Genomic DNA, 19426 nt, shown 5'->3' with positions numbered 1-19426 from the left:
GTTTTGACGCAATTCCGGACGGAAAACCCGTTTACACTTTTCCTGGAATTGCTCTTAGCGCAGCCGCTTCGGCCGCGGATCGGACAATTCGCCGGCCAGCCGTCGGTCGAGATAGTCGGCGCATTCCTCGAGCAGCAGATCGGCGTCGTTGGCGAAGAAGTGGTTGGCGCCTGGCAAGGTCTTCTGCGTGATGGTGATGCCCTTTTGCGTGTGCAGCTTGTCGACCAGGCCCTGCACATCCTTGGGCGGCGCCACCTTGTCGGCATCGCCATGGATGATCAGACCCGATGACGGGCAGGGCGCCAGGAACGAGAAATCATAGGTGTTGGGCTGCGGCGCGATCGAGATGAAGCCCTCGATCTCGGGCCGGCGCATCAGAAGCTGCATGCCGATCCAGGAGCCGAAGGAATAACCGGCCACCCAGCAGCTCTTGGAATCCGGATGCAGCGACTGCACCCAGTCGAGCGCTGCGGCGGCATCCGACAATTCGCCGGTGCCGTGGTCGAATTCGCCCTGGCTGCGGCCGATGCCGCGGAAGTTGAAGCGAAGCGTGGTGAAATCGCGCTTCTGGAACATGTAGAAGAGGTCATAGACGATCTTGTTGTTCATCGTGCCGCCGAATTGCGGATGCGGATGCAACACGATGGCAATCGGCGCGCTCTTCTCCTTGGAAGGCTGGTAGCGGCCCTCCAGGCGGCCGGCCGGACCGGTGAAAATGACCTCAGGCATGAACTACTCCAAATGGCATACGAATGCGCGGCGCCCGGAACAACTCTTTACTCTAGCCCCAGCCCTTCCGGGCCTTGACGCAGGGCAAGCGTCTTCTTAGAAGCTAGTTTAGAATTGTTCAAAACTGGATAGCCAGCCGTGACGGCCCGGCCATCCTCGCCGCAAGCCGCGTAAATAGGACGTCTTGCCTTGCAATTTCAAGGAAATAACGCGCTATCCTTGCGGAAAGGGTCTTGACGGGATCGATTGGGTGAAAATGGCCGCAGCACGCGCCTATCTCGACTACAATGCCAGCGCGCCGCTCATTGCCGAGGCGCGCGAGGCGATGATTGCCGCGCTCGATCTCGTCGCCAATCCGTCGTCGGTGCATGCCGAGGGGCGCGCGGCGCGGCGCCTGATCGACACTGCCCGGCGCGATGTGGCGGCACTTGTCGGCGCCAAGGCCGAGCATGTCGTCTTCACCTCCGGCGCGACGGAAGCCGCATCGACGCTGCTGACACCGGATTGGCGGATGGGCCGTGGCACGGTGCGCATGAGCCGGCTCTATGTCTGCGAGGCCGACCACCCTTGCCTGTTGAACGGCGGCCGCTTCCCGGCAACACAGGTTTCGCGGATCGGCGCCGACGCCGATGGCATCGCTGACCTCGCTCAGCTGACAGCCGCTCTGGCCGCGCATGACAAGGCCGAAGGCCTGCCGTTGGTCGCGATCCATGCGGCCAACAACGAGACCGGCGTCATCCAGCCGATTGATCGCATCGCCGCGATCGTCAAGGCGGCGGGCGGCATTCTGGTGGTCGACGCGGTGCAGGCTGCGGGCCGTGTTCCCATCGATATGTCAGCGGCTTACGCCGACTATTTGATTCTGTCTTCGCACAAGATCGGCGGCCCCAAGGGTGTCGGCGCCGTCGTTGCGGCAGCCGATCTGATGATGCCGAAGCCGCTGATCAATGGCGGCGGCCAGGAAAAGGGCCATCGCGGCGGCACCGAAAACCTGGCGGCCATCGCCGGCTTTGGCGCCGCGGCGCGGCAGGCTTTGGCTGGACTGAAAGACGTCGAAGCGATCGCGCAACGCCGCGGCGAGGTCGAGAAAACACTCAAAACACTGGTGCCGGACGCAGAAATCTTCGGAACCGGCGCGCCAAGGCTTGCCAATACGACATTCTTCGCTATTCCCGGCATCAAGGCCGAGACGGCGCAGATCGCTTTCGATTTGGCTGGCGTTGCGCTGTCGGCGGGATCGGCCTGTTCGTCGGGCAAGGTCGGGCCGAGCCATGTGCTGAAAGCCATGGGTCATGGCGACAGCCTGGGCGCTTTGCGCGTGTCCATCGGCCACGCAACGAGTGCCGGGGATATCGAACTGTTCCGTGCTGCGCTGGCCGGTATTGCCCAGCGCCGGGCGGGCAGGGAACAAGCCGCCTGAGGCGGCGACAAAGAATTCAGGCCTCGCGGCCTGGTAGAGCCGTGCGTTTGCAAGTGGCCGGGTGAATTCCCGGCCGAGACGCACTATATGAAACTTACGCCGCCTTCGGCGCCTCATGGGCAGCCCTCGGCGATGCCATAGTTTGAAAACTGTCGGGCCTTGACCCCGGCGTGGATGGAGAACGCTTATGCCTGCTGTGCAGGACACGATCGATCGGGTCCGAAAGATCGACGTCGACCAGTACAAATACGGATTCCAGACAGAGATCGCGATGGACAAGGCCCCCAAGGGCCTGAGCGAAGACATTATTCGCTTCATCTCGGCCAAGAAGGATGAACCGTCTTGGATGCTGGAATGGCGTCTGGAAGCCTATCGGCGCTGGCTGACGCTGGAAGAGCCGACCTGGGCGCGCGTCCATTATCCGAAGATCGATTTTCAGGACCTCTATTACTACGCGGCGCCCAAGAGCACGCCCGGCCCGACCTCGCTGAGCGACGTCGATCCCGAGCTGTTGAAGGTCTACGAGAAGCTCGGCATTCCGCTGCGGGAACAAGAAATCCTCGCCGGCGTGCAGAAGACCGACGTCTCCGATCTCGAGGAGCCCAGCGACAACGTCTACAAATCGGGCCGTGTCGCGGTCGACGCGGTGTTCGATTCCGTTTCCGTCGTCACCACGTTCAAGAAGGAGCTGGCGCAGGCCGGCGTCATCTTCTGCTCGATCTCGGAAGCCATCCGCGAGCATCCGGAGCTGGTGCAGAAATATCTCGGCTCGGTCGTGCCGACATCCGACAATTTCTACGCCACGCTGAATTCGGCTGTCTTCACCGACGGCTCGTTCGTCTTCGTGCCCAAGGGCGTGCGCTGCCCGATGGAGCTGTCGACCTATTTCCGCATGAACGAGAAGAACACCGGCCAGTTCGAGCGCACGCTGATCATCGCCGAGGAGGGGGCTTACGTCTCCTATCTCGAAGGCTGCACGGCGCCGCAGCGCGACGAGAACCAGCTGCATGCCGCCGTCGTCGAACTGGTGGCGCTCGACGATGCCGAGATCAAATATTCGACGGTGCAGAACTGGTACCCCGGCGATGCCGAGGGCAAGGGCGGCATCTACAATTTCGTCACCAAGCGCGGCGACTGCCGCGGCCACCGTTCGAAGATCTCGTGGACGCAGGTCGAGACCGGTTCGGCGATCACCTGGAAATATCCCAGCTGCATCCTGCGCGGCGACGATTCCTCCGGCGAGTTCTATTCGATCGCTGTGTCGAACGGCTACCAGCAGGTCGATAGCGGCACCAAGATGATCCATCTCGGCAAGAACACGTCGAGCCGCATCATCTCCAAGGGCATTGCCGCCGGCTTCTCGCAGAACACCTATCGCGGCCAGGTCTCGGCGCACCGCAAGGCGACCAACGCCCGCAACTTCACCAATTGCGATAGTCTCCTGATCGGCGACCAGTGCGGCGCGCACACCGTGCCCTACATGGAAGCCAAGAACTCGACGGCGCAGTTCGAGCATGAGGCGACGACGTCAAAGATTTCCGAGGACCAGAAGTTCTACGTCATGCAGCGCGGCATCCCGGAAGAGGAGGCGATCGCGCTGATCGTCAACGGCTTCGTCAAGGATGTCATCCAGCAGCTGCCGATGGAGTTCGCGGTCGAAGCGCAGAAGCTTATCGGCATCAGCCTCGAGGGCTCGGTCGGCTGACCGGACAATATATCCAGGAAAGAAAAAATGCTTGAGATCAAGAACCTGCATGCCCGCATCGTCGATGACGGCACCGAGATCATCCGCGGCCTGAACCTGACGGTGAAAAACGGCGAGGTCGCTGCCATCATGGGTCCGAACGGCTCGGGCAAATCGACGCTGTCCTACATCCTCGCCGGCCGTGAGGACTATGAGGTCACCGAAGGCGACATCCTCTATAACGGCCAGTCGATCCTCGAAATGGATCCGGCCGAGCGCGCCACCGCGGGCATCTTCCTCGCCTTCCAGTATCCGATGGAGATACCTGGCGTCGCGACCATGGAATTCCTGAAAGTGGCGATGAACGAGCAGCGCAAGGCGCGCGGCGAGGAGCCGCTGAAGATCCCGGAATTTTTGAAGCGGGTGAAAGAGGCGGCAGCCTCGCTCTCGATGGAGATGGCGATGCTCAAGCGGCCGCTCAATGTCGGCTTTTCCGGCGGCGAGAAGAAGCGGGCCGAGATCCTGCAGATGAAGCTGCTGGAGCCAAAGCTCTGCGTGCTCGACGAGACCGATTCCGGCCTCGACATCGATGCGCTGAAGATCGTCTCGGACGGCGTCAACGCGCTGCGTTCGGCCGACCGTGCCATCATCGTCATCACCCACTACCAGCGCCTGCTCGAGCACATCGTGCCCGATAGCGTGCACGTCCTATACAAGGGCCAGGTGATCAAGTCCGGCGACAAGTCGCTGGCGCTCGATCTCGAAGCCAATGGCTATGCCGGCGTGATCGGCGAAGCCGCGTGAGACGCCAGAAGGCCATTTTATGCTGAAAGGCGGGGCAAAACTGATGAATATGCATACACAACCCCAGCGCACGCAGGCCGAAACGGCGCTGATCGACGCCTTTGGCGAGCGTCTGTCGTTGCTGCCGGGTGACGGCGCGGTGATGCTGAAGCGCGACGACGCCATTGAGGCAATCAAGCACGGGCTGCCGACGCGGCGCATCGAATCCTGGCATTACACTGACCTGCGCCGGCTGTTGACTGCGGTGCCGGCGTTCGATCCGACGGCCGCCGCCAAGGGGCTGGCGCCCATCGTCGAAGGCTCCGCCGTGCTGGCGGTTCTGAACGGCGTCTCCGGCGCGAAATTCCCCGCGATCGAAGGCGTGACCATCCAGCGCCTGTCGGAAAAGCTGACTGACGGCTCGATCGCACCGGGCCTCGATCCCTATGGCAGCGATGACGCCATCGGTGCGCTGAACACCGCCTTTGTCGCTGACGGCTATTTCGTCGACATTGCGGATGGCACAGCACTGGAAAAGCCGATCGAATTGCAGAATTTGCAGGCCGGTGGCCAGGTGCATGTGCGCTTTCCCGTGCGTGTCGGCGCCGGCGCCAAAGCTGCTCTCGTCGAGCGTCAGGCCGGCGAGGGCGCGGCACTGGGCAGCTCGGTCAGCCAGCTCGTTCTGGGCGAGGGTGCGAACGTTACCTGGCTGATCGTGCAGGAGCAGCCGGAAACGGCCACGCATCTTGCCCAGTTCAAGGCGCATCTCGGCAAGAATTCGAAGCTGACGCTGTTTTTCATGAATGCCGGCGGCAAGCTTGTGCGCCAGGAGATCGTGGTGAAGACCACGGGCGAAGGCTCCGACTTCAAACTGCGCGGCATCAACCTGCTCGCCGGCGACACCCACACCGACGTGACCATGGTGCTCGACCATGCCGTGCCGCATACGACGTCGACGGAAGTGATCCGCAATGTCGTGACCGGCAAGGCGCGCGGCGTCTTCCAGGGCCGCATCAACGTCCACCAATACGCGCAAAAAACCAACGCCAAGATGGCCTGCAACACGCTGCTTTTGTCGGACGATGGCGAGTTCTCGACCAAGCCTGAGCTGGAGATCTTCGCCGACGACGTCATCTGCGGCCATGGCGCGACCGTTACCGAGATCGACCACAACCATCTGTTCTACCTGATGGCGCGCGGCATCGACGAGAAGAGCGCCCGCGGCTTGCTGGTGAAGGCGTTCGTGGCCGAAGTGATCGAGGAACTGGACGACGAAACCATCGTCGAGGCCCTGGAAACAAGGCTGGACGACTGGTTCGTGGCGCACGGGTAAGCGCCTCTTTCCCTTCTCCCCTTGTGGGGTCCGAAGGACGGGCGAGGCAAGTGACTCGCCCCGGGCGGTGGCCGAGCGAAGCTCGGTCGGATGAGGGGTGCGTGACGAAGTGAGGCGGTGCCTCAAGAGAGCTTGTAATGGACCAGAAGATCGAAACAACCCCATACGACGTCGAGGCGATCCGCCGCGACTTCCCGATCCTGTCGCGCGAAGTCTACGGCAAACCGCTGGTCTATCTCGACAATGGCGCCTCGGCGCAGAAGCCGCAGGTGGTGCTGGATACGATCCAGCACGCCTATTCCCAGGAATACGCCAACGTCCATCGCGGCCTGCATTTCCTGTCCAATGCCGCAACCGACGCCTATGAGAAGGCGCGCGAGACGGTGCGCCGTTTCCTCAATGCGCCAAGCACCGACAACATCGTCTTCACCTCCAACACGACAGCCGCCATCAACACCGTGGCTTACGGCTATGGCATGCCCAATATCGGCGCGGGCGACGAGATCGTGCTGTCGATCATGGAGCACCACTCCAACATCGTGCCGTGGCATTTCATCCGGGAACGGCAGGGCGCCAAGCTGGTCTGGGTGCCGGTCGACGATCTCGGCATCTTCCACATCGAGGAATTCGAAAAGCGCCTGACCGACAAGACCAGGCTCGTCGCCATCACGCATATGTCGAACGCGCTGGGCACGGTGACGCCGATCAAGGAAATCGTGCGCATCGCGCATTCGCGTGGCATTCCCGTACTTGTCGATGGCAGCCAGAGCGCCGTGCACATGCCGATCGACGTCCAGGACCTCGACTGCGATTTCTTCGTCTTCACCGGTCACAAGGTTTACGGGCCGTCCGGCATCGGCGTGCTTTACGGCAAGAAGGATATTCTCTCGGCCATGCGCCCTTTCATGGGCGGCGGCGAGATGATCGAGGAAGTGACGGAAGACGTCGTCACCTACAACGAGCCGCCGCACCGCTTCGAGGCCGGCACGCCGCCGATGGTCCAGGCGATCGGGCTGGGTACAGCATTGGAATACATGGAAAAGATCGGCCGCGAGCGCATCGCCGCGCACGAGGCCGACCTCAAGACCTACGCGCACGAGCGGCTGCGCGCCATCAACTCGCTGCGCATCTTCGGCGACGCGCCGGACAAGGGCGCCATCATTTCCTTCGAATTGCAGGGCATTCATGCCCATGACGTGTCGATGGTGATAGACAGGCAAGGTGTTGCCGTCCGCGCGGGCACCCATTGCGCCCAGCCGCTGTTGAAACGCTTTGGCGTAACCTCCACATGCAGGGCATCGTTCGGCATGTATAATACCAGGGCCGAAGTCGACGCTTTGGCCGATGCGCTGGAAAAAGCGCGCAAGTTCTTCGGGTGACAGGTTCTTTGGATGACGACCATGGATGATGCGAGCCACACCACCGCGCCGGAAGCGGCCGTCAATCCGGTGGTTTCCGCCTCGGCAATTCCCGCCGACGAGCTGGCGCGGCTGACCGACGACATCGTCTCGGCGCTGAAGACGGTCTATGACCCGGAAATACCGGCCGACATCTATGAGCTCGGCCTCATCTACAAGATCGACATCGAGGACAACCGCGCGGTCAAGATCGACATGACGCTGACCGCGCCCGGCTGTCCGGTGGCCGGCGAAATGCCCGGCTGGGTGGAAAACGCCGTCGGCGCCGTCGAAGGCGTCTCCGGCGTCGAGGTCAACATGACCTTCGACCCGCCCTGGTCGCCCGACCGCATGTCGGAAGAGGCGCAGGTGGCGGTGGGCTGGTACTAGGTTGACTGAGGTTGGTGCACTTGCACCAGTGGTAAAACTTCACCATTTTAGGTGAGGAATCATTCGGCAGGCCTTGAACCTGCATGGAATGGAAGAGGAAAAAGAATGGGACGCTTCGCCGTCATCACGATGACCGAAAAGGCCGCCGACCGGGTGCGCGAGATCGTCGCCACGCGCGACAATGCGCATGGCATTCGCCTCGGCATCAAGAAGGGCGGCTGCGCCGGCATGGAATACACGGTCGACCTGGTGACCGAGCCCAATACCAAGGACGACCATATCGAACGCGACGGCGCGCATGTCTATGTCGCGCCCGAGGCTGCCCTTTTCCTGTTCGGCACCGAGATGGATTTCGAGCAGACGACGCTGCGCACCGGCTTCACCTTCCACAACCCGAACCAGAGTTCGGCCTGCGGCTGCGGCGAATCCGTCGAACTGAAGCCCGCCGACCTGAAGGCGCTGGCTGAGGCGCGCGCTTCGGCCTGATCTTCCTTCTCCCCGTTCACGGGGAGGTGAGGAATGGTCCACGCAGCGGGCGAAAAGCCAATTGCTTGGCTTTTCGAATGACGAACGGCCCGAAGGGCCGGATGAGGGGCTGCGCTGACCATCGGAAGTCGCGCTCCGCGCCTCCCTGCTTACTTCACCCACATCTTCGTCCGCTTGTGCCAGTCGGCGATCGATTCCTCGGGATAGACGTCGAAGACCTTGTCCTTCTTGCCGATCACCGGCTCGACCCAACTCGCCTTGTATTTCAACATCAGATGCACCTTCTCCGGCGGCTTCGGCAACTCGCTGTCGATTGCCGAGGCGAAGGGGTGGACCAGGTCCGGCCATGTCGGATCGTAGAGCCAGAGCGCCGAACCGCACTTCTTGCAGAAATTGCGCTCGCCCGTCGAAATCTCACACTTTGGATGCTCGTCGTCCGCGATCTCGGCCTGGTAGACGCCGAGATTGCGCTTGCCCTTGATTTTCAGCGTCTTGTAATCGGCGCCGAGATTGATGGCGAAGCCGCCGCCGCCCTGCTGCTTGCGGCAGATCGAGCAGTAGCACAGCATGAACGGCACCGGCGTGTTGCTCTCCACCTCGAAATGGACGGCATCGCAGCGGCAGGATCCCTTGAGCAGCAGCGGCATGACAGAACTCCGACGGATGGCTCTCAACTTGCCAGCATGGTTTTTGGTTGCAGCCATGGCAAGCCCGGTGACATGATTGCGGCATGGACAATGAACGCATCGAAGAGCTGTTCGAAGGCCTCGGCCCGGTCAGTATCCGAAAACTGTTCGGCGGCAAGGGTATCTATTTCGACGGCGTCATCGTCGCTATCGTGCTGCGCGGCGAATTGCTGCTCAAGGCTGACGAGCAAAGCGCGCCCGACTTCGAAGCCGCCGGCTGCAAGCAATGGACCTATACCGGCACCCGCCACGGCAAGCTGGTCGCGATGCCGTACTGGAGCATTCCCGACGACGCGTTTGATGATCCTGACGAGATGAGGGTGTGGGCGCGCCGGGCGTATGAGGCGGGACGAAGGGCGGGGAAGTGAACCGGGACCGCCGCGTTTCTTCCCACCCCCCTCTGTCCTGCCGGACATCTCCCCCGCAAGGGGGGAGATCAGTTGTCACATTGGCCTTCGCCAATCACCAACGTTGAAAATGGGAGCCTGCGGCTAAGCTGTTAATCTCCCTCCTTGCGGGGGAGATGGCCGGCAGGCCAGAGGGGGTGCTGTCCCGCCGACGTAGGCGATCCTACAGCGCCGTCGCAATCCTCGCCGCCAACCGCGCATTGTTCTCGACCAGCGCGATGTTGGTCTTCAAGCTCCGGCCGCCGGTCAGTTCGAGGATTTTGCCCAACAGGAACGGCGTCACCGCCTTTCCGGTCACATTCTGCACTTCCGCCGCCTTCTGCGCGGCCTCGATATAGCCGGCCATCTCGTCGGCCGGAATTTCATCGTCCTGCGGCACCGGGTTGGCGATCAGCATGCCGCCGACCAGGCCAAGTGCCGCCCTGGTCTTGTAGAAATGCGCGATCTCTTCCGGTCTGTGCAGGGTCAGCGGCGCGCGGAACGGCGAATGCCGCGACCAGAAGGCCGGCATCGTCTCGCAGCCATGGCCAATCACCGGCACGCCGCGCGTCTCCAGCACTTCAAGCGTCTTTTCGATGTCGAGGATCGCCTTGGCGCCGGCCGAGACGACGATGACCGGCGTGCGCGCCAACTCGTCGAGATCGGCCGAGATGTCGAAGCTCTTTTCCGCGCCCTTGTGGACGCCGCCAATGCCGCCGGTGGCGAACACCTTTATCCCGACCATGTCAGCGGCGATCATGGTGGCGGCGACCGTGGTGCCGCCGGTGCGGCCTTGCGAGACCGCAAAGCCGAGGTCGGCGCGCGACAGCTTCATGGCATCGCCGGTCATGGCCAGCGACTCGCGCTCGCCGTCGGACAGCCCGATCTTGATGCGGCCGGCGACCACGGCGATCGTCGCCGGCACCGCGCCATTGTCCAGGATGATCTTTTCGACATTGGCGGCCATGGCGCCATTGTCGGGGTAAGGCATGCCATGGGTGATGATGGTGCTTTCCAGCGCCACGACCGGGCGGCCAGCGGCGAGCGCCTCGGCCACGGGCGCGTGGATGTCGATGAAGGGGCGGGCGCTTTGCGGTGTCATGATGGTCTCCGATCCGGAGATCCGCGCGTCCGCTTGGACGTCGCGCTCCGGCAATGGCAATTGGCCGCCCTCATGCCATTTCCTGCGCGTCGGGCACAAGAGCCAGTGCCTCGGTGAAGATCGCGGCGGTGAAGGCCGGCACGGCATCCGAACTTTCGATGGCGAGCGTCGCCGCGGCAACGCCTTCGCGGAGGGCTTGGCGCAATGCCAGGCCGCGCAGCAGGGCAGCGATGGTGGCGCCGGCCAGCGCGTCGCCGGCGCCGGTGACGTCGGCGACTTTTCTCGGCGCCGGCGGCAGGATAGAGAAGGCGCCGGCTTCGTCGAATCCCAGCACCGGGCCGTCGCCCGCCGTCACCACGCCACTGGTGAGGCCGCTGCAGCGCAGTCCGTCGACGGTCTCGCGCTCGGTGGCATTGGCATCGACGCCGGCCAGCACCATGGCCTCGCGCCGGTTCATGAAGACCTGCGCGAGTTCCTTCAGCACCGGTATCAGCCGCACCACCTTGGCCGGCGAAATGGCGATGGCGAACACCGGCTTGCCGGCGGCGAGCCCCACCAGCCGCTCCAGCGCCGTTGATGGCAGATTGGCGTCGCAGAGCACCGCATCGGCCTCGGCGACCACCTCGCGCACCTTGGAGCGGCGGATCTGCTTGGGGAACGCCAAATCGTAGAGCGCCATATCGGCAAAGCCGGTGATCAGCTCGCCGTCGCGATCGATCAGCGCCGTGTAGCTCGGCGTCGTGCGGTCGAGGAAAACCGCCGACAGGTCGGCAATGCCGGAGTCGGCGATGGCGCGCGCAACCGTCTCGGCCGAGGCATCGCCGCCGCGCACCGACAAAAGCGAGGCCGAGACGCCGCGCCGCACCAGGCTGCGCAGCGCGTTGAATACGCCGCCGCCGACATCCTCGCGCATCGTGCCGGGGTTGGACGCCGCGGGCACGTACGTGCCCGACACCTGGCCGCGGCGATCGATATGGGCGCCGCCCACCGCCAGTATCTTTGCTGATTTCACCATGCCGGCGATATGACCTTTGTTATTCGAACCAGACAAGCGCTAGGCTGTGCGGCGGAGCTTCGCAGGCAAGCCGGCGATTCGGCCGATCGAAACAGCCGGCGCGTCTGGCCCAATGGTGGATACATCCGGAAACGAAACCATGAGACAAAAAAAGAACAAATCCGGATAAAGATTGCTTTTCAGATATTTGACCCCTCTTGCCAAACGAGAACAAAAGTAGTACAAAATGGGCAGGGATTACGGATTGTCCGGCCTTCATTGACGACCAAGGGGTGATGTATCATGGCTCAGAATTCTTTGCGGCTTGTAGAGGACAAAGCGGTGGACAAATCAAAGGCTCTGGACGCGGCGCTGTCGCAAATCGAGCGCGCCTTCGGCAAGGGCTCGATCATGCGGCTTGGCGCCAATGAGCAGGTCGTCGAGATCGAAACCGTGCCGACCGGATCGCTGGGCCTCGACATCGCGCTTGGCGTCGGCGGCCTGCCGCGCGGCCGCATTGTCGAGATCTACGGGCCGGAAAGCTCGGGCAAGACGACACTGGCGCTGCACACAGTTGCCGAAGCCCAGAAGAAAGGCGGTATCTGCGCCTTCGTCGATGCCGAGCACGCACTCGATCCGGTCTATGCCCGCAAGCTCGGCGTCGATCTGGAAAACCTCTTGATCTCGCAGCCGGACACCGGCGAGCAGGCACTGGAAATCTGCGACACGCTGGTGCGTTCAGGCGCCATCGACGTGCTGGTCGTCGATTCGGTGGCGGCGCTGACGCCGCGCGCCGAAATCGAAGGCGAGATGGGCGATTCTCTGCCCGGTCTCCAGGCGCGTCTGATGAGCCAGGCGCTGCGCAAGCTGACCGCCTCGATCTCGCGCTCCAACACCATGGTCATCTTCATCAACCAGATCCGCATGAAGATCGGCGTCATGTTCGGTTCGCCCGAAACCACGACCGGCGGCAACGCGCTGAAATTCTACGCTTCGGTGCGCCTCGACATCCGCCGCATCGGCTCGGTCAAGGACCGCGACGAGGTCGTCGGCAACCAGACCCGCGTCAAGGTGGTCAAGAACAAGCTGGCGCCGCCCTTCAAGGTGGTCGAGTTCGACATCATGTATGGCGAGGGCGTCTCCAAGACCGGCGAACTGGTCGATCTCGGCGTCAAGGCCGGCGTGGTCGAGAAGTCCGGCGCCTGGTTCTCCTACAATTCGCAGCGTCTCGGCCAAGGTCGCGAAAACGCCAAACTGTTCCTGCGCGACAATCCCGACACGGCGCGTGAGATCGAACTTGCGCTGCGGCAGAATGCCGGGCTGATCGCCGAGAAATTTCTTGAAAATGGCGGCCCCGAGCGCGGCGAAAGCGACGACGGCTTCGAGGAAGAATCCGGCGCCATGTAGGGCACGGCCAGAGTTCGGCCATAAAAATCGAGTCTATTATCCGATGCTTAAGTAACCGAGTTCTTTAGTTTTGCGTTTCAAACCGCCGGCCTTCGCGCCGGCGGTTTTCGTTTTTGGGCAGCGTGAAGCCGGCTTGGCAGTTGCCGGGATGGCCCAATTCCGTGTTTCTGGACAGGGTGGGGCGTGCCCGCTAAAAGGCCAAGTCAATCTTCTAAAAAGCAGAGACCAGTGTCCGCCGGCCGTGCCGGCGGTTTTCGCGAAAAGGCAGCAGTCATGAGTGGCGTGAACGAGATCCGGTCGACATTCCTCGACTATTTCCGCAAGGAGGGCCACGAGGTCGTGGCCTCGAGCCCGCTGGTGCCGCGCAACGACCCGACGCTGATGTTCACCAATGCCGGCATGGTGCAGTTCAAGAACGTCTTCACCGGCCTGGAGAAGCGGTCCTATTCGCGCGCCACCACCGCGCAGAAAAGCGTGCGCGCCGGCGGCAAGCACAACGACCTCGACAATGTCGGCTACACCGCGCGCCATCTGACTTTTTTCGAAATGCTCGGCAATTTCTCCTTCGGCGACTATTTCAAGGAGCGCGCCATCGAGCTGGCCTGGAACCTGATTACCAAGGAGTTCGGGCTGAACAAGGACAAGCTGCTGGTCACCGTCTATCACACCGATGACGAGGCGGCCGGCTTCTGGAAGAAGATCGCCGGTTTCTCCGATGACCGCATCATCCGCATCCCGACCTCCGACAATTTCTGGGCTATGGGCGACACCGGACCGTGCGGGCCGTGCTCGGAAATCTTCATCGACCGTGGCGAGCACATCTGGGGCGGCCCTCCCGGCAGCCCGGAGGAGGACGGCGACCGCTTCCTTGAATTCTGGAACCTGGTGTTCATGCAATATGAGCAGGTCACCAAGGATGAGCGCATCGACCTGCCGCGGCCGTCGATCGACACCGGCATGGGCCTGGAGCGCATGGCCTCCATCCTGCAAGGGGTGGAGAGCGTCTTCGAGACCGACCTGTTCCGTCACCTGATCGATGCGGCGTCATCGGCGCTCGGGCAGGGCCCGGACAAGGAGACGGTCGCCTCCTTCCGCGTCATTGCCGACCATCTGCGCTCGTCCTCCTTCCTGGTTGCCGACGGCGTGCTGCCGTCGAACGAAGGCCGCGGCTATGTGCTGCGCCGCATCATGCGCCGCGCCATGCGCCATGCGCAGTTGCTCGGCGCCAAGGAGCCGTTGATGTGGAAGCTGGTGCCGGCGCTAGTGCGTGAGATGGGCCAGGCCTATCCCGAACTGCTGCGCGGCGAACAGCTGATTACCGAGACGCTGAAGCTCGAGGAGACACGCTTCCGCAAGACGCTGGTGCGCGGCCTCGGCCTGCTCTCGGAGGCGACGGATACGCTGCACGCCGGCGACATGCTGGATGGCGAGACGGCGTTCAAGCTCTATGACACGTACGGCTTCCCGCTCGATCTGACGCAGGACGCACTGCGCCAGCGCAACATCTCGGTCGACCTTGCCGGCTTCACCCATGCGATGGAGCAGCAGAAGGCCGAAGCGCGCAAGCATTGGGCTGGCTCCGGCGACGCGGCCACCGAGACCATCTGGTTTTCTGTACGCGAGAAGGCCGGCGCCACCGAATTCCTCGGCTACGAGACCGAACAGGCGGAAGGCCTCATCCAGGCCCTGGTCAAGGACGGCAAGACAGTCGATAGCGCCGGCAAGGGCGACGCGGTGGCGGTGGTCGTCAACCAGACGCCGTTCTATGGCGAGTCGGGCGGCCAGATGGGCGACACCGGCATCATCTCCGGCGAAGGTTTCTCGATCGAGGTTTCCGACACGCAGAAAAAGGCCGACGGCCTGTTCGTGCATCTGGGCAAGGTGACGAACGGCACGGTCAAGCCAGGTGCAGCCGTCGAGCTGAAGGTTGACCATGCGCGCCGCACCCGGCTGCGTGCCAACCATTCGGCAACGCATCTGATCCATGAGGCGCTGCGCGAGGTGCTGGGCACCCATGTCGCGCAGAAAGGTTCGCTGGTCGCGCCCGAGCGCCTGCGCTTCGACATCTCGCACAACAAGCCGATCTCGGCCGAAGATCTCGAAGAGGTCGAGCGCATGGCCAACGAAATCGTCGTCCAGAACAGCCCGGTGACGACGCGCCTGATGTCGGTCGATGACGCCATTGCCGAGGGCGCCATGGCGCTGTTCGGCGAGAAATATGGTGACGAGGTGCGTGTCGTCTCGATGGGCACCGGCGTGCATGGCGCCAAGGCCAATAGACCCTATTCCGTCGAACTTTGTGGCGGCACCCATGTCCGGGCGACCGGCGATATCGGCCTGGTCCGTGTCGTCTCCGACAGCGCGGTCGCCGCCGGCGTGCGCCGCATCGAGGCGCTGACCGGCGAAGCCGCGCGCAAACATCTCGATGAGCAGGACAGACGCCTGAAGGCAACTGCGGCCGTGCTGAAGATCTCGCCGGCCGACGTGCCGGCGCGTGTCGAGACGCTGCTCGAGGAGCGCAAGAAGCTTGAGAAGGAGCTGAGCGAAGCGCGCAAGAAACTCGCGCTGGGCGGTGGGGCCGCGGCCGATGCTCCGGCCACCACCGAAACCGTCGCCGGTATCGGCTTCCTCGGCAAAGCGGTTTCCGGCGTGTCGCCGAAGGATTTGAAGCCGCTGGCCGATGCCGGCAAGACTTCGCTCGGCTCAGGCGTCGTCGTCTTCGTCGGTGCGGGCGAAGACAACAAGGCAAGCGTCGTGGTCGCAGTGACGGACGATCTCGTCGGCCGCTTCAGCGCTGTCGATCTTGTGCGCGTTGCCTCGGCCGCATTGGGCGGGCAGGGCGGTGGCGGACGGCCCGACATGGCGCAAGCCGGCGGCCCGGACGCCTCCAAGGCCAATGATGCGATCGCCGCGGTGAGGGCGGCGCTGGAGGCGGCCTGAAAGCCACCCTATGCCTGATCTGGTTTTGTGTGCGGCTTTCCGGCCTTCGCCGCCGTGCTTGCCATTCTGTGGCTGATAGTGGCAAGCCGGCAATCAGCTCTTAGACGGTCCGTCTAGCTAGTTCTTTTCGCCGCCTTCAGGGCGCGCGTCATTCTGCTGGAATCGCCCCAGGTGGACAGCCAGATCAGCACGTCCGCGGCCATCGAAATCAGCGACCGTAAAAAGTTCAGCGCCGGGCCGGGCGATTTCAGCTGCTCTTCGGCGTGATGAAGATGGGCGAGCTCTTCCTCGCGGATCGCCAGGATGATGCCGTGCAAGTCGTGGTCGCGGTTGGCGAGAAAAAACAGCTGATCATCCAGATGGCGGTGCACCGCCGCTTCAACAGCCGCCGTGCAGGCCCAGATGCCTTGCGGACCAATCAGGGCGGTCACAAAACCCAGCAGCCAGCCACCCCAGCTCCAGAATTGCATCACCCGGCACGGTCGCGCCTTCCGCGCCGGCATGGCGGCACGGAAGGCGGCGCAATGCGTGCGCTCGTGCCCGAGCATCTCCGACAAGGATGGCACGCAATCCGGCCAGAAGCGCCTGGCGACAAGAATCTGCGCCGAATAGATCCTGATCGCACCGAACTCACCGGCGTGGTTGACCCTGACAATTCTGGCGATGGTGAGCGCGTCCTGGCGAGATGGGTCAGCCATGGCCCGAACCCATATCAGCCCGCCGCCAGGCTCGGACGTTTTGCGATGCCGTCCCACCAGGCCTGGATGTCGGCGAACGCCGCAAGCAGCTTTTGCCCGTCGGCGACCTTGACGAAATAGGCGATGATGGATGCCGCATGCAGGTCGACCAGCGTCAGCTGGTCGCCGAGCAGCCACGGCCCGGGAGGCTTGAGTGCGGTGAGCACCCGCAGCACCGTTTCCGCCTGGCGCAGCCCGTTGGCGACCAGTGCCTCGTCTGGCGCTTCCTTCTCAAGCCGCTCGACGGCGACGTCCCAGACCATCGATCTGTAGGCATAGGCGTCGAGCATGCCGATGATCTGGTTCATCGTTGCGCGGGTGCGGGCGTCTTTTGGCTGCAGTGCCGGGCCGTCGAACGCCTCGTCGACATAGCGGGCGATTGCGCTGGTTTCGAACAGGCGAAACCCGCCGTGCTCGAAGGCCGGAATGCGGCCGAAAGGGTGATGCTCGAAGTACCAGGCGGGAGTGCCCTCGGCGGCAAAGACATCGACCGGCACAAGGTCGTAGTCGATGCCTTTTTCCGCCAGCACGAGGCGGACGATGCGCACATAGACGCTGTAGTCCGCCCCGTAGACGACCGGCTTGGCCATGGCTGCCGGCTTACGCCATCGCCTTCTGCAAATTCTCGTCGATCTTGTCGAGGAAGCCGGTGGTCGACAGCCATGGTTGGTCGGGACCGATCAAGAGCGACAGGTCCTTGGTCATGAAGCCGCTCTCAACCGTCTGGATGCAGACCTTCTCCAGCGTGTCGGCAAATCGCTTCAACTCGGCATTATCGTCGAGCTTGGCGCGGTGGGCGAGGCCGCGCGTCCAGGCGAAGATCGAGGCGATCGAATTGGTCGAGGTTTCCTCGCCCTTCTGGTGCTGGCGATAGTGGCGCGTCACGGTGCCGTGCGCGGCCTCCGCTTCCACCGTCTTGCCGTCCGGCGTCATCAGCACGGAGGTCATCAGGCCGAGCGAGCCAAAACCTTGCGCCACCGTGTCGGACTGGACGTCGCCGTCATAATTCTTGCAGGCCCAGACATAGCCGCCAGACCATTTCAGGGCGGAGGCCACCATGTCGTCGATCAGCCGGTGCTCGTACCACAGCTTCTTCGCCTTGAACTCGGCCTCGAATTCAGCCTCGTAGACCTCCTGGAAAATGTCCTTGAAGCGGCCGTCATAGGCTTTGAGGATGGTGTTCTTGGTCGAGAGATAAACCGGATAATTGCGCAGCAGGCCGTAATTCAGCGAGGCGCGGGCGAATTCGCGGATGGAGTCGTCGAGATTGTACATCGCCATGGCAACACCGGCGCCGGGTGCGTCGTATACGTCGTGCTCGATCACCTTGCCGTCCTCGCCGACGAACTTGATGGTCAGCTTGCCCTTGCCGGGGAAGCGGAAGTCGGTGGCGCGATACTGGTCGCCGAAAGCATGACGGCCGACGATGATCGGCTTGGTCCATCCCGGCACCAGACGCGGCACGTTCTTCATGATGATCGGTTCGCGGAAAATGGTGCCGCCGAGAATGTTACGGATGGTGCCGTTCGGCGACTTCCACATCTTCTTCAGCTTGAATTCCTCGACGCGCTGCTCGTCGGGCGTGATCGTCGCGCATTTCACGCCGACGCCCCATTTCTTGATGGCATTGGCCGAATCGATGGTCACCTGGTCGTTGGTGGCGTCGCGGTGCTCGACGCCGAGGTCGTAATATTCGAGCTTCAGGTCGAGATAAGGGTGGATCAGCTTGTCCTTGATGAACTGCCAGATGATGCGGGTCATCTCGTCGCCGTCGAGCTCGACGACCGGGTTCGCCACCTTGATCTTCGCCATGAAAAGAATGCCTCGCTTTTGGGGAACAAAACGGCCTCGCCCGCATGGCTTCGGCCGGGTATGCGGAGCGTATATCAAAGCCTATTTGGCCGCGCAAACGACCATCCGTGCAGAATGGGTCGTCTGTGCCGCGACCGGTGTTTGCAAAAGCTTCATTTTGCCGAGCGGATGTGGCAGGGAACGCTGAAATGCCGCAAACAGCAGTTCATTGAGATCATGTCCGCCGTCGATCATCCTGAAAACGCATCCGCCGCCGGGCCGGCGATCATCCTGGTCGAGCCGCAGCTCGGCGAGAATATCGGCATGGTCGCGCGCGCCATGGCCAATTTCGGCCTTGCCGAACTGAGACTGGTCAACCCGCGTGACGGCTGGCCGAGCGAGAAGGCGCGCGCCGCCGCCAGCCGCGCCGACCATGTCATCGATGCCGTAACAGTGTTCGGCGACCTGGCGTCCGCCGTCGCCGACCTCAACTTCGTCTTCGCCACCACCGCGCGCGAGCGCGACGGCTTCAAACCCGTGCGTGGTCCGGTCGAGGCGGGCAGGGCGCTCAGGGCGCGTCAGATAGCCGGCCTGCGCACCGGCATCTTGTTCGGCCGCGAGCGTTTTGGGCTCTACAATGACGAGGTCGGGCTGGCCGACGAGATCGTCACCTTCCCGGTCGATCCCGGCTTTTCGTCGCTCAACATCGCCCAGGCCGTGCTGTTGATGTCCTATGAATGGATGAAATCCGGCCTGAAGGACGAGACGGCGACCAATTTCTCCAGCCCTGAAATGAAGCCGGCAAGCAAGGAAGAGTTGCACGGGCTGTTTGCCTATCTCGAAGGCGCGCTCGAAGCGCGCGGTTATTTCCGCCCGGCGCCCAAGAAACCCAAGATGGTCGACAATCTGCGCGCCGTCTTGACGCGCGCCGGTTTCGCCGAGCCGGAACTGAAAGTGCTGCGTGGCATCATCTCGTCGCTCGACCGGTTTTCGCCGGCCATGCCGCGCGGTGACGGCTCGCCGGGAGACGATCCAAGGCGTTTGCCGGCCGCTGCGCGAAAACCCCAGGCAGACAAAGAAGATTAGAAATCGCTAAGCTTCGAACGGCTGAAGTAACCGAATTTTATTTGCCTCTCGTCCATTGTTGTCAAAACGGTGGGG

Annotated in this window: 18 protein-coding genes; 11 read left to right on the top strand and 7 right to left on the bottom strand. The window is 62.8% G+C overall.

The window, feature by feature from the left end; translation table 11 throughout:
* Positions 1–54: 54 nt before the first annotated feature.
* Positions 55–729 (bottom strand): alpha/beta hydrolase, encoded by a 675-nt coding sequence (locus NKJ77_RS14920; protein WP_023669128.1) that lies wholly within the window; start codon positions 727–729, stop codon positions 55–57.
* A gap of 256 nt (positions 730–985) precedes the next feature.
* Here NKJ77_RS14920 and NKJ77_RS14915 point away from each other — a divergent pair, with 256 nt between their 5' ends.
* From NKJ77_RS14915 to sufA, 7 genes are all read left to right on the top strand, one after another.
* Positions 986–2149, top strand: coding sequence for a cysteine desulfurase family protein (locus tag NKJ77_RS14915; protein WP_023831312.1), 1164 nt, complete (start codon positions 986–988; stop codon positions 2147–2149).
* A 187-nt stretch (positions 2150–2336) separates the two neighbouring features.
* Positions 2337–3854, top strand: a complete 1518-nt coding sequence (sufB, locus tag NKJ77_RS14910) for a Fe-S cluster assembly protein SufB (RefSeq protein WP_023706434.1) — start codon at positions 2337–2339, stop codon at positions 3852–3854.
* Positions 3855–3881: 27 nt separating this feature from the next.
* Positions 3882–4637: a Fe-S cluster assembly ATPase SufC gene (gene sufC / locus NKJ77_RS14905; RefSeq protein ID WP_023711504.1), complete on the top strand. Its 756-nt coding sequence runs from the start codon at positions 3882–3884 to the stop codon at positions 4635–4637.
* Positions 4638–4680: 43 nt separating this feature from the next.
* The gene (gene sufD / locus NKJ77_RS14900; protein ID WP_352535386.1) at positions 4681–5949 is read left to right on the top strand and encodes a Fe-S cluster assembly protein SufD; all 1269 of its coding nucleotides are present in this window, start codon (positions 4681–4683) and stop codon (positions 5947–5949) included.
* Between the two features lie 137 nt (positions 5950–6086).
* Positions 6087–7328 (top strand): cysteine desulfurase, encoded by a 1242-nt coding sequence (locus NKJ77_RS14895; RefSeq protein WP_352535385.1) that lies wholly within the window; start codon positions 6087–6089, stop codon positions 7326–7328.
* A 21-nt stretch (positions 7329–7349) separates the two neighbouring features.
* On the top strand, positions 7350–7736 hold the full coding sequence (locus NKJ77_RS14890) for an SUF system Fe-S cluster assembly protein (protein WP_023684865.1): 387 nt from the start codon (positions 7350–7352) through the stop codon (positions 7734–7736).
* A gap of 105 nt (positions 7737–7841) precedes the next feature.
* Positions 7842–8222 (top strand): Fe-S cluster assembly scaffold SufA, encoded by a 381-nt coding sequence (gene sufA / locus NKJ77_RS14885; RefSeq protein ID WP_013532156.1) that lies wholly within the window; start codon positions 7842–7844, stop codon positions 8220–8222.
* 149 nt (positions 8223–8371) lie between these two features.
* Here the strand turns inward: sufA and NKJ77_RS14880 are convergent, their stop codons facing one another.
* Positions 8372–8869 (bottom strand): GFA family protein, encoded by a 498-nt coding sequence (locus tag NKJ77_RS14880; protein WP_023697559.1) that lies wholly within the window; start codon positions 8867–8869, stop codon positions 8372–8374.
* Between the two features lie 83 nt (positions 8870–8952).
* Here NKJ77_RS14880 and NKJ77_RS14875 point away from each other — a divergent pair, with 83 nt between their 5' ends.
* Positions 8953–9276 carry a TfoX/Sxy family protein gene (locus tag NKJ77_RS14875; protein ID WP_023669120.1) on the top strand — a complete coding sequence of 108 codons (324 nt, stop codon included), beginning with the start codon at positions 8953–8955 and terminating at the stop codon, positions 9274–9276.
* 202 nt (positions 9277–9478) lie between these two features.
* Here the strand turns inward: NKJ77_RS14875 and NKJ77_RS14870 are convergent, their stop codons facing one another.
* Positions 9479–10396, bottom strand: coding sequence for a pseudouridine-5'-phosphate glycosidase (locus NKJ77_RS14870; RefSeq protein WP_023831311.1), 918 nt, complete (start codon positions 10394–10396; stop codon positions 9479–9481).
* 70 nt (positions 10397–10466) lie between these two features.
* Complete coding sequence (locus tag NKJ77_RS14865) at positions 10467–11411, bottom strand: carbohydrate kinase family protein (protein WP_023669118.1); 945 nt, start codon at positions 11409–11411, stop codon at positions 10467–10469.
* 282 nt (positions 11412–11693) lie between these two features.
* On the opposite strand from NKJ77_RS14865, the gene recA reads away from it, so the two are divergent.
* Both recA and alaS read left to right on the top strand, forming a co-directional pair.
* Positions 11694–12797 carry a recombinase RecA gene (gene recA / locus NKJ77_RS14860; protein ID WP_023669117.1) on the top strand — a complete coding sequence of 368 codons (1104 nt, stop codon included), beginning with the start codon at positions 11694–11696 and terminating at the stop codon, positions 12795–12797.
* Between the two features lie 273 nt (positions 12798–13070).
* Positions 13071–15737, top strand: coding sequence for an alanine--tRNA ligase (alaS, locus tag NKJ77_RS14855; RefSeq protein WP_286461055.1), 2667 nt, complete (start codon positions 13071–13073; stop codon positions 15735–15737).
* Positions 15738–15850: 113 nt separating this feature from the next.
* Here the strand turns inward: alaS and NKJ77_RS14850 are convergent, their stop codons facing one another.
* From NKJ77_RS14850 to NKJ77_RS14840, 3 genes are read right to left on the bottom strand one after another with little or no spacing between them, the layout of a single operon-like run.
* Complete coding sequence (locus NKJ77_RS14850) at positions 15851–16435, bottom strand: demethoxyubiquinone hydroxylase family protein (RefSeq protein WP_023726930.1); 585 nt, start codon at positions 16433–16435, stop codon at positions 15851–15853.
* 14 nt (positions 16436–16449) lie between these two features.
* Positions 16450–17064, bottom strand: coding sequence for a glutathione S-transferase family protein (locus NKJ77_RS14845; RefSeq protein WP_023726929.1), 615 nt, complete (start codon positions 17062–17064; stop codon positions 16450–16452).
* 10 nt (positions 17065–17074) lie between these two features.
* On the bottom strand, positions 17075–18286 hold the full coding sequence (locus NKJ77_RS14840; protein WP_023669114.1) for an NADP-dependent isocitrate dehydrogenase: 1212 nt from the start codon (positions 18284–18286) through the stop codon (positions 17075–17077).
* A gap of 216 nt (positions 18287–18502) precedes the next feature.
* Here NKJ77_RS14840 and NKJ77_RS14835 point away from each other — a divergent pair, with 216 nt between their 5' ends.
* Positions 18503–19351 carry an RNA methyltransferase gene (locus tag NKJ77_RS14835; RefSeq protein WP_023743143.1) on the top strand — a complete coding sequence of 283 codons (849 nt, stop codon included), beginning with the start codon at positions 18503–18505 and terminating at the stop codon, positions 19349–19351.
* Positions 19352–19426 lie beyond the last annotated feature (75 nt).

It is taken from the genome of Mesorhizobium sp. M0052, assembly GCF_040323255.1.
Lineage (GTDB): Bacteria > Pseudomonadota > Alphaproteobacteria > Rhizobiales > Rhizobiaceae > Mesorhizobium.
The sequence above is the reverse complement of the archived record's forward strand: the minus strand, read 5'-3'. Positions and strand labels throughout refer to the sequence as shown.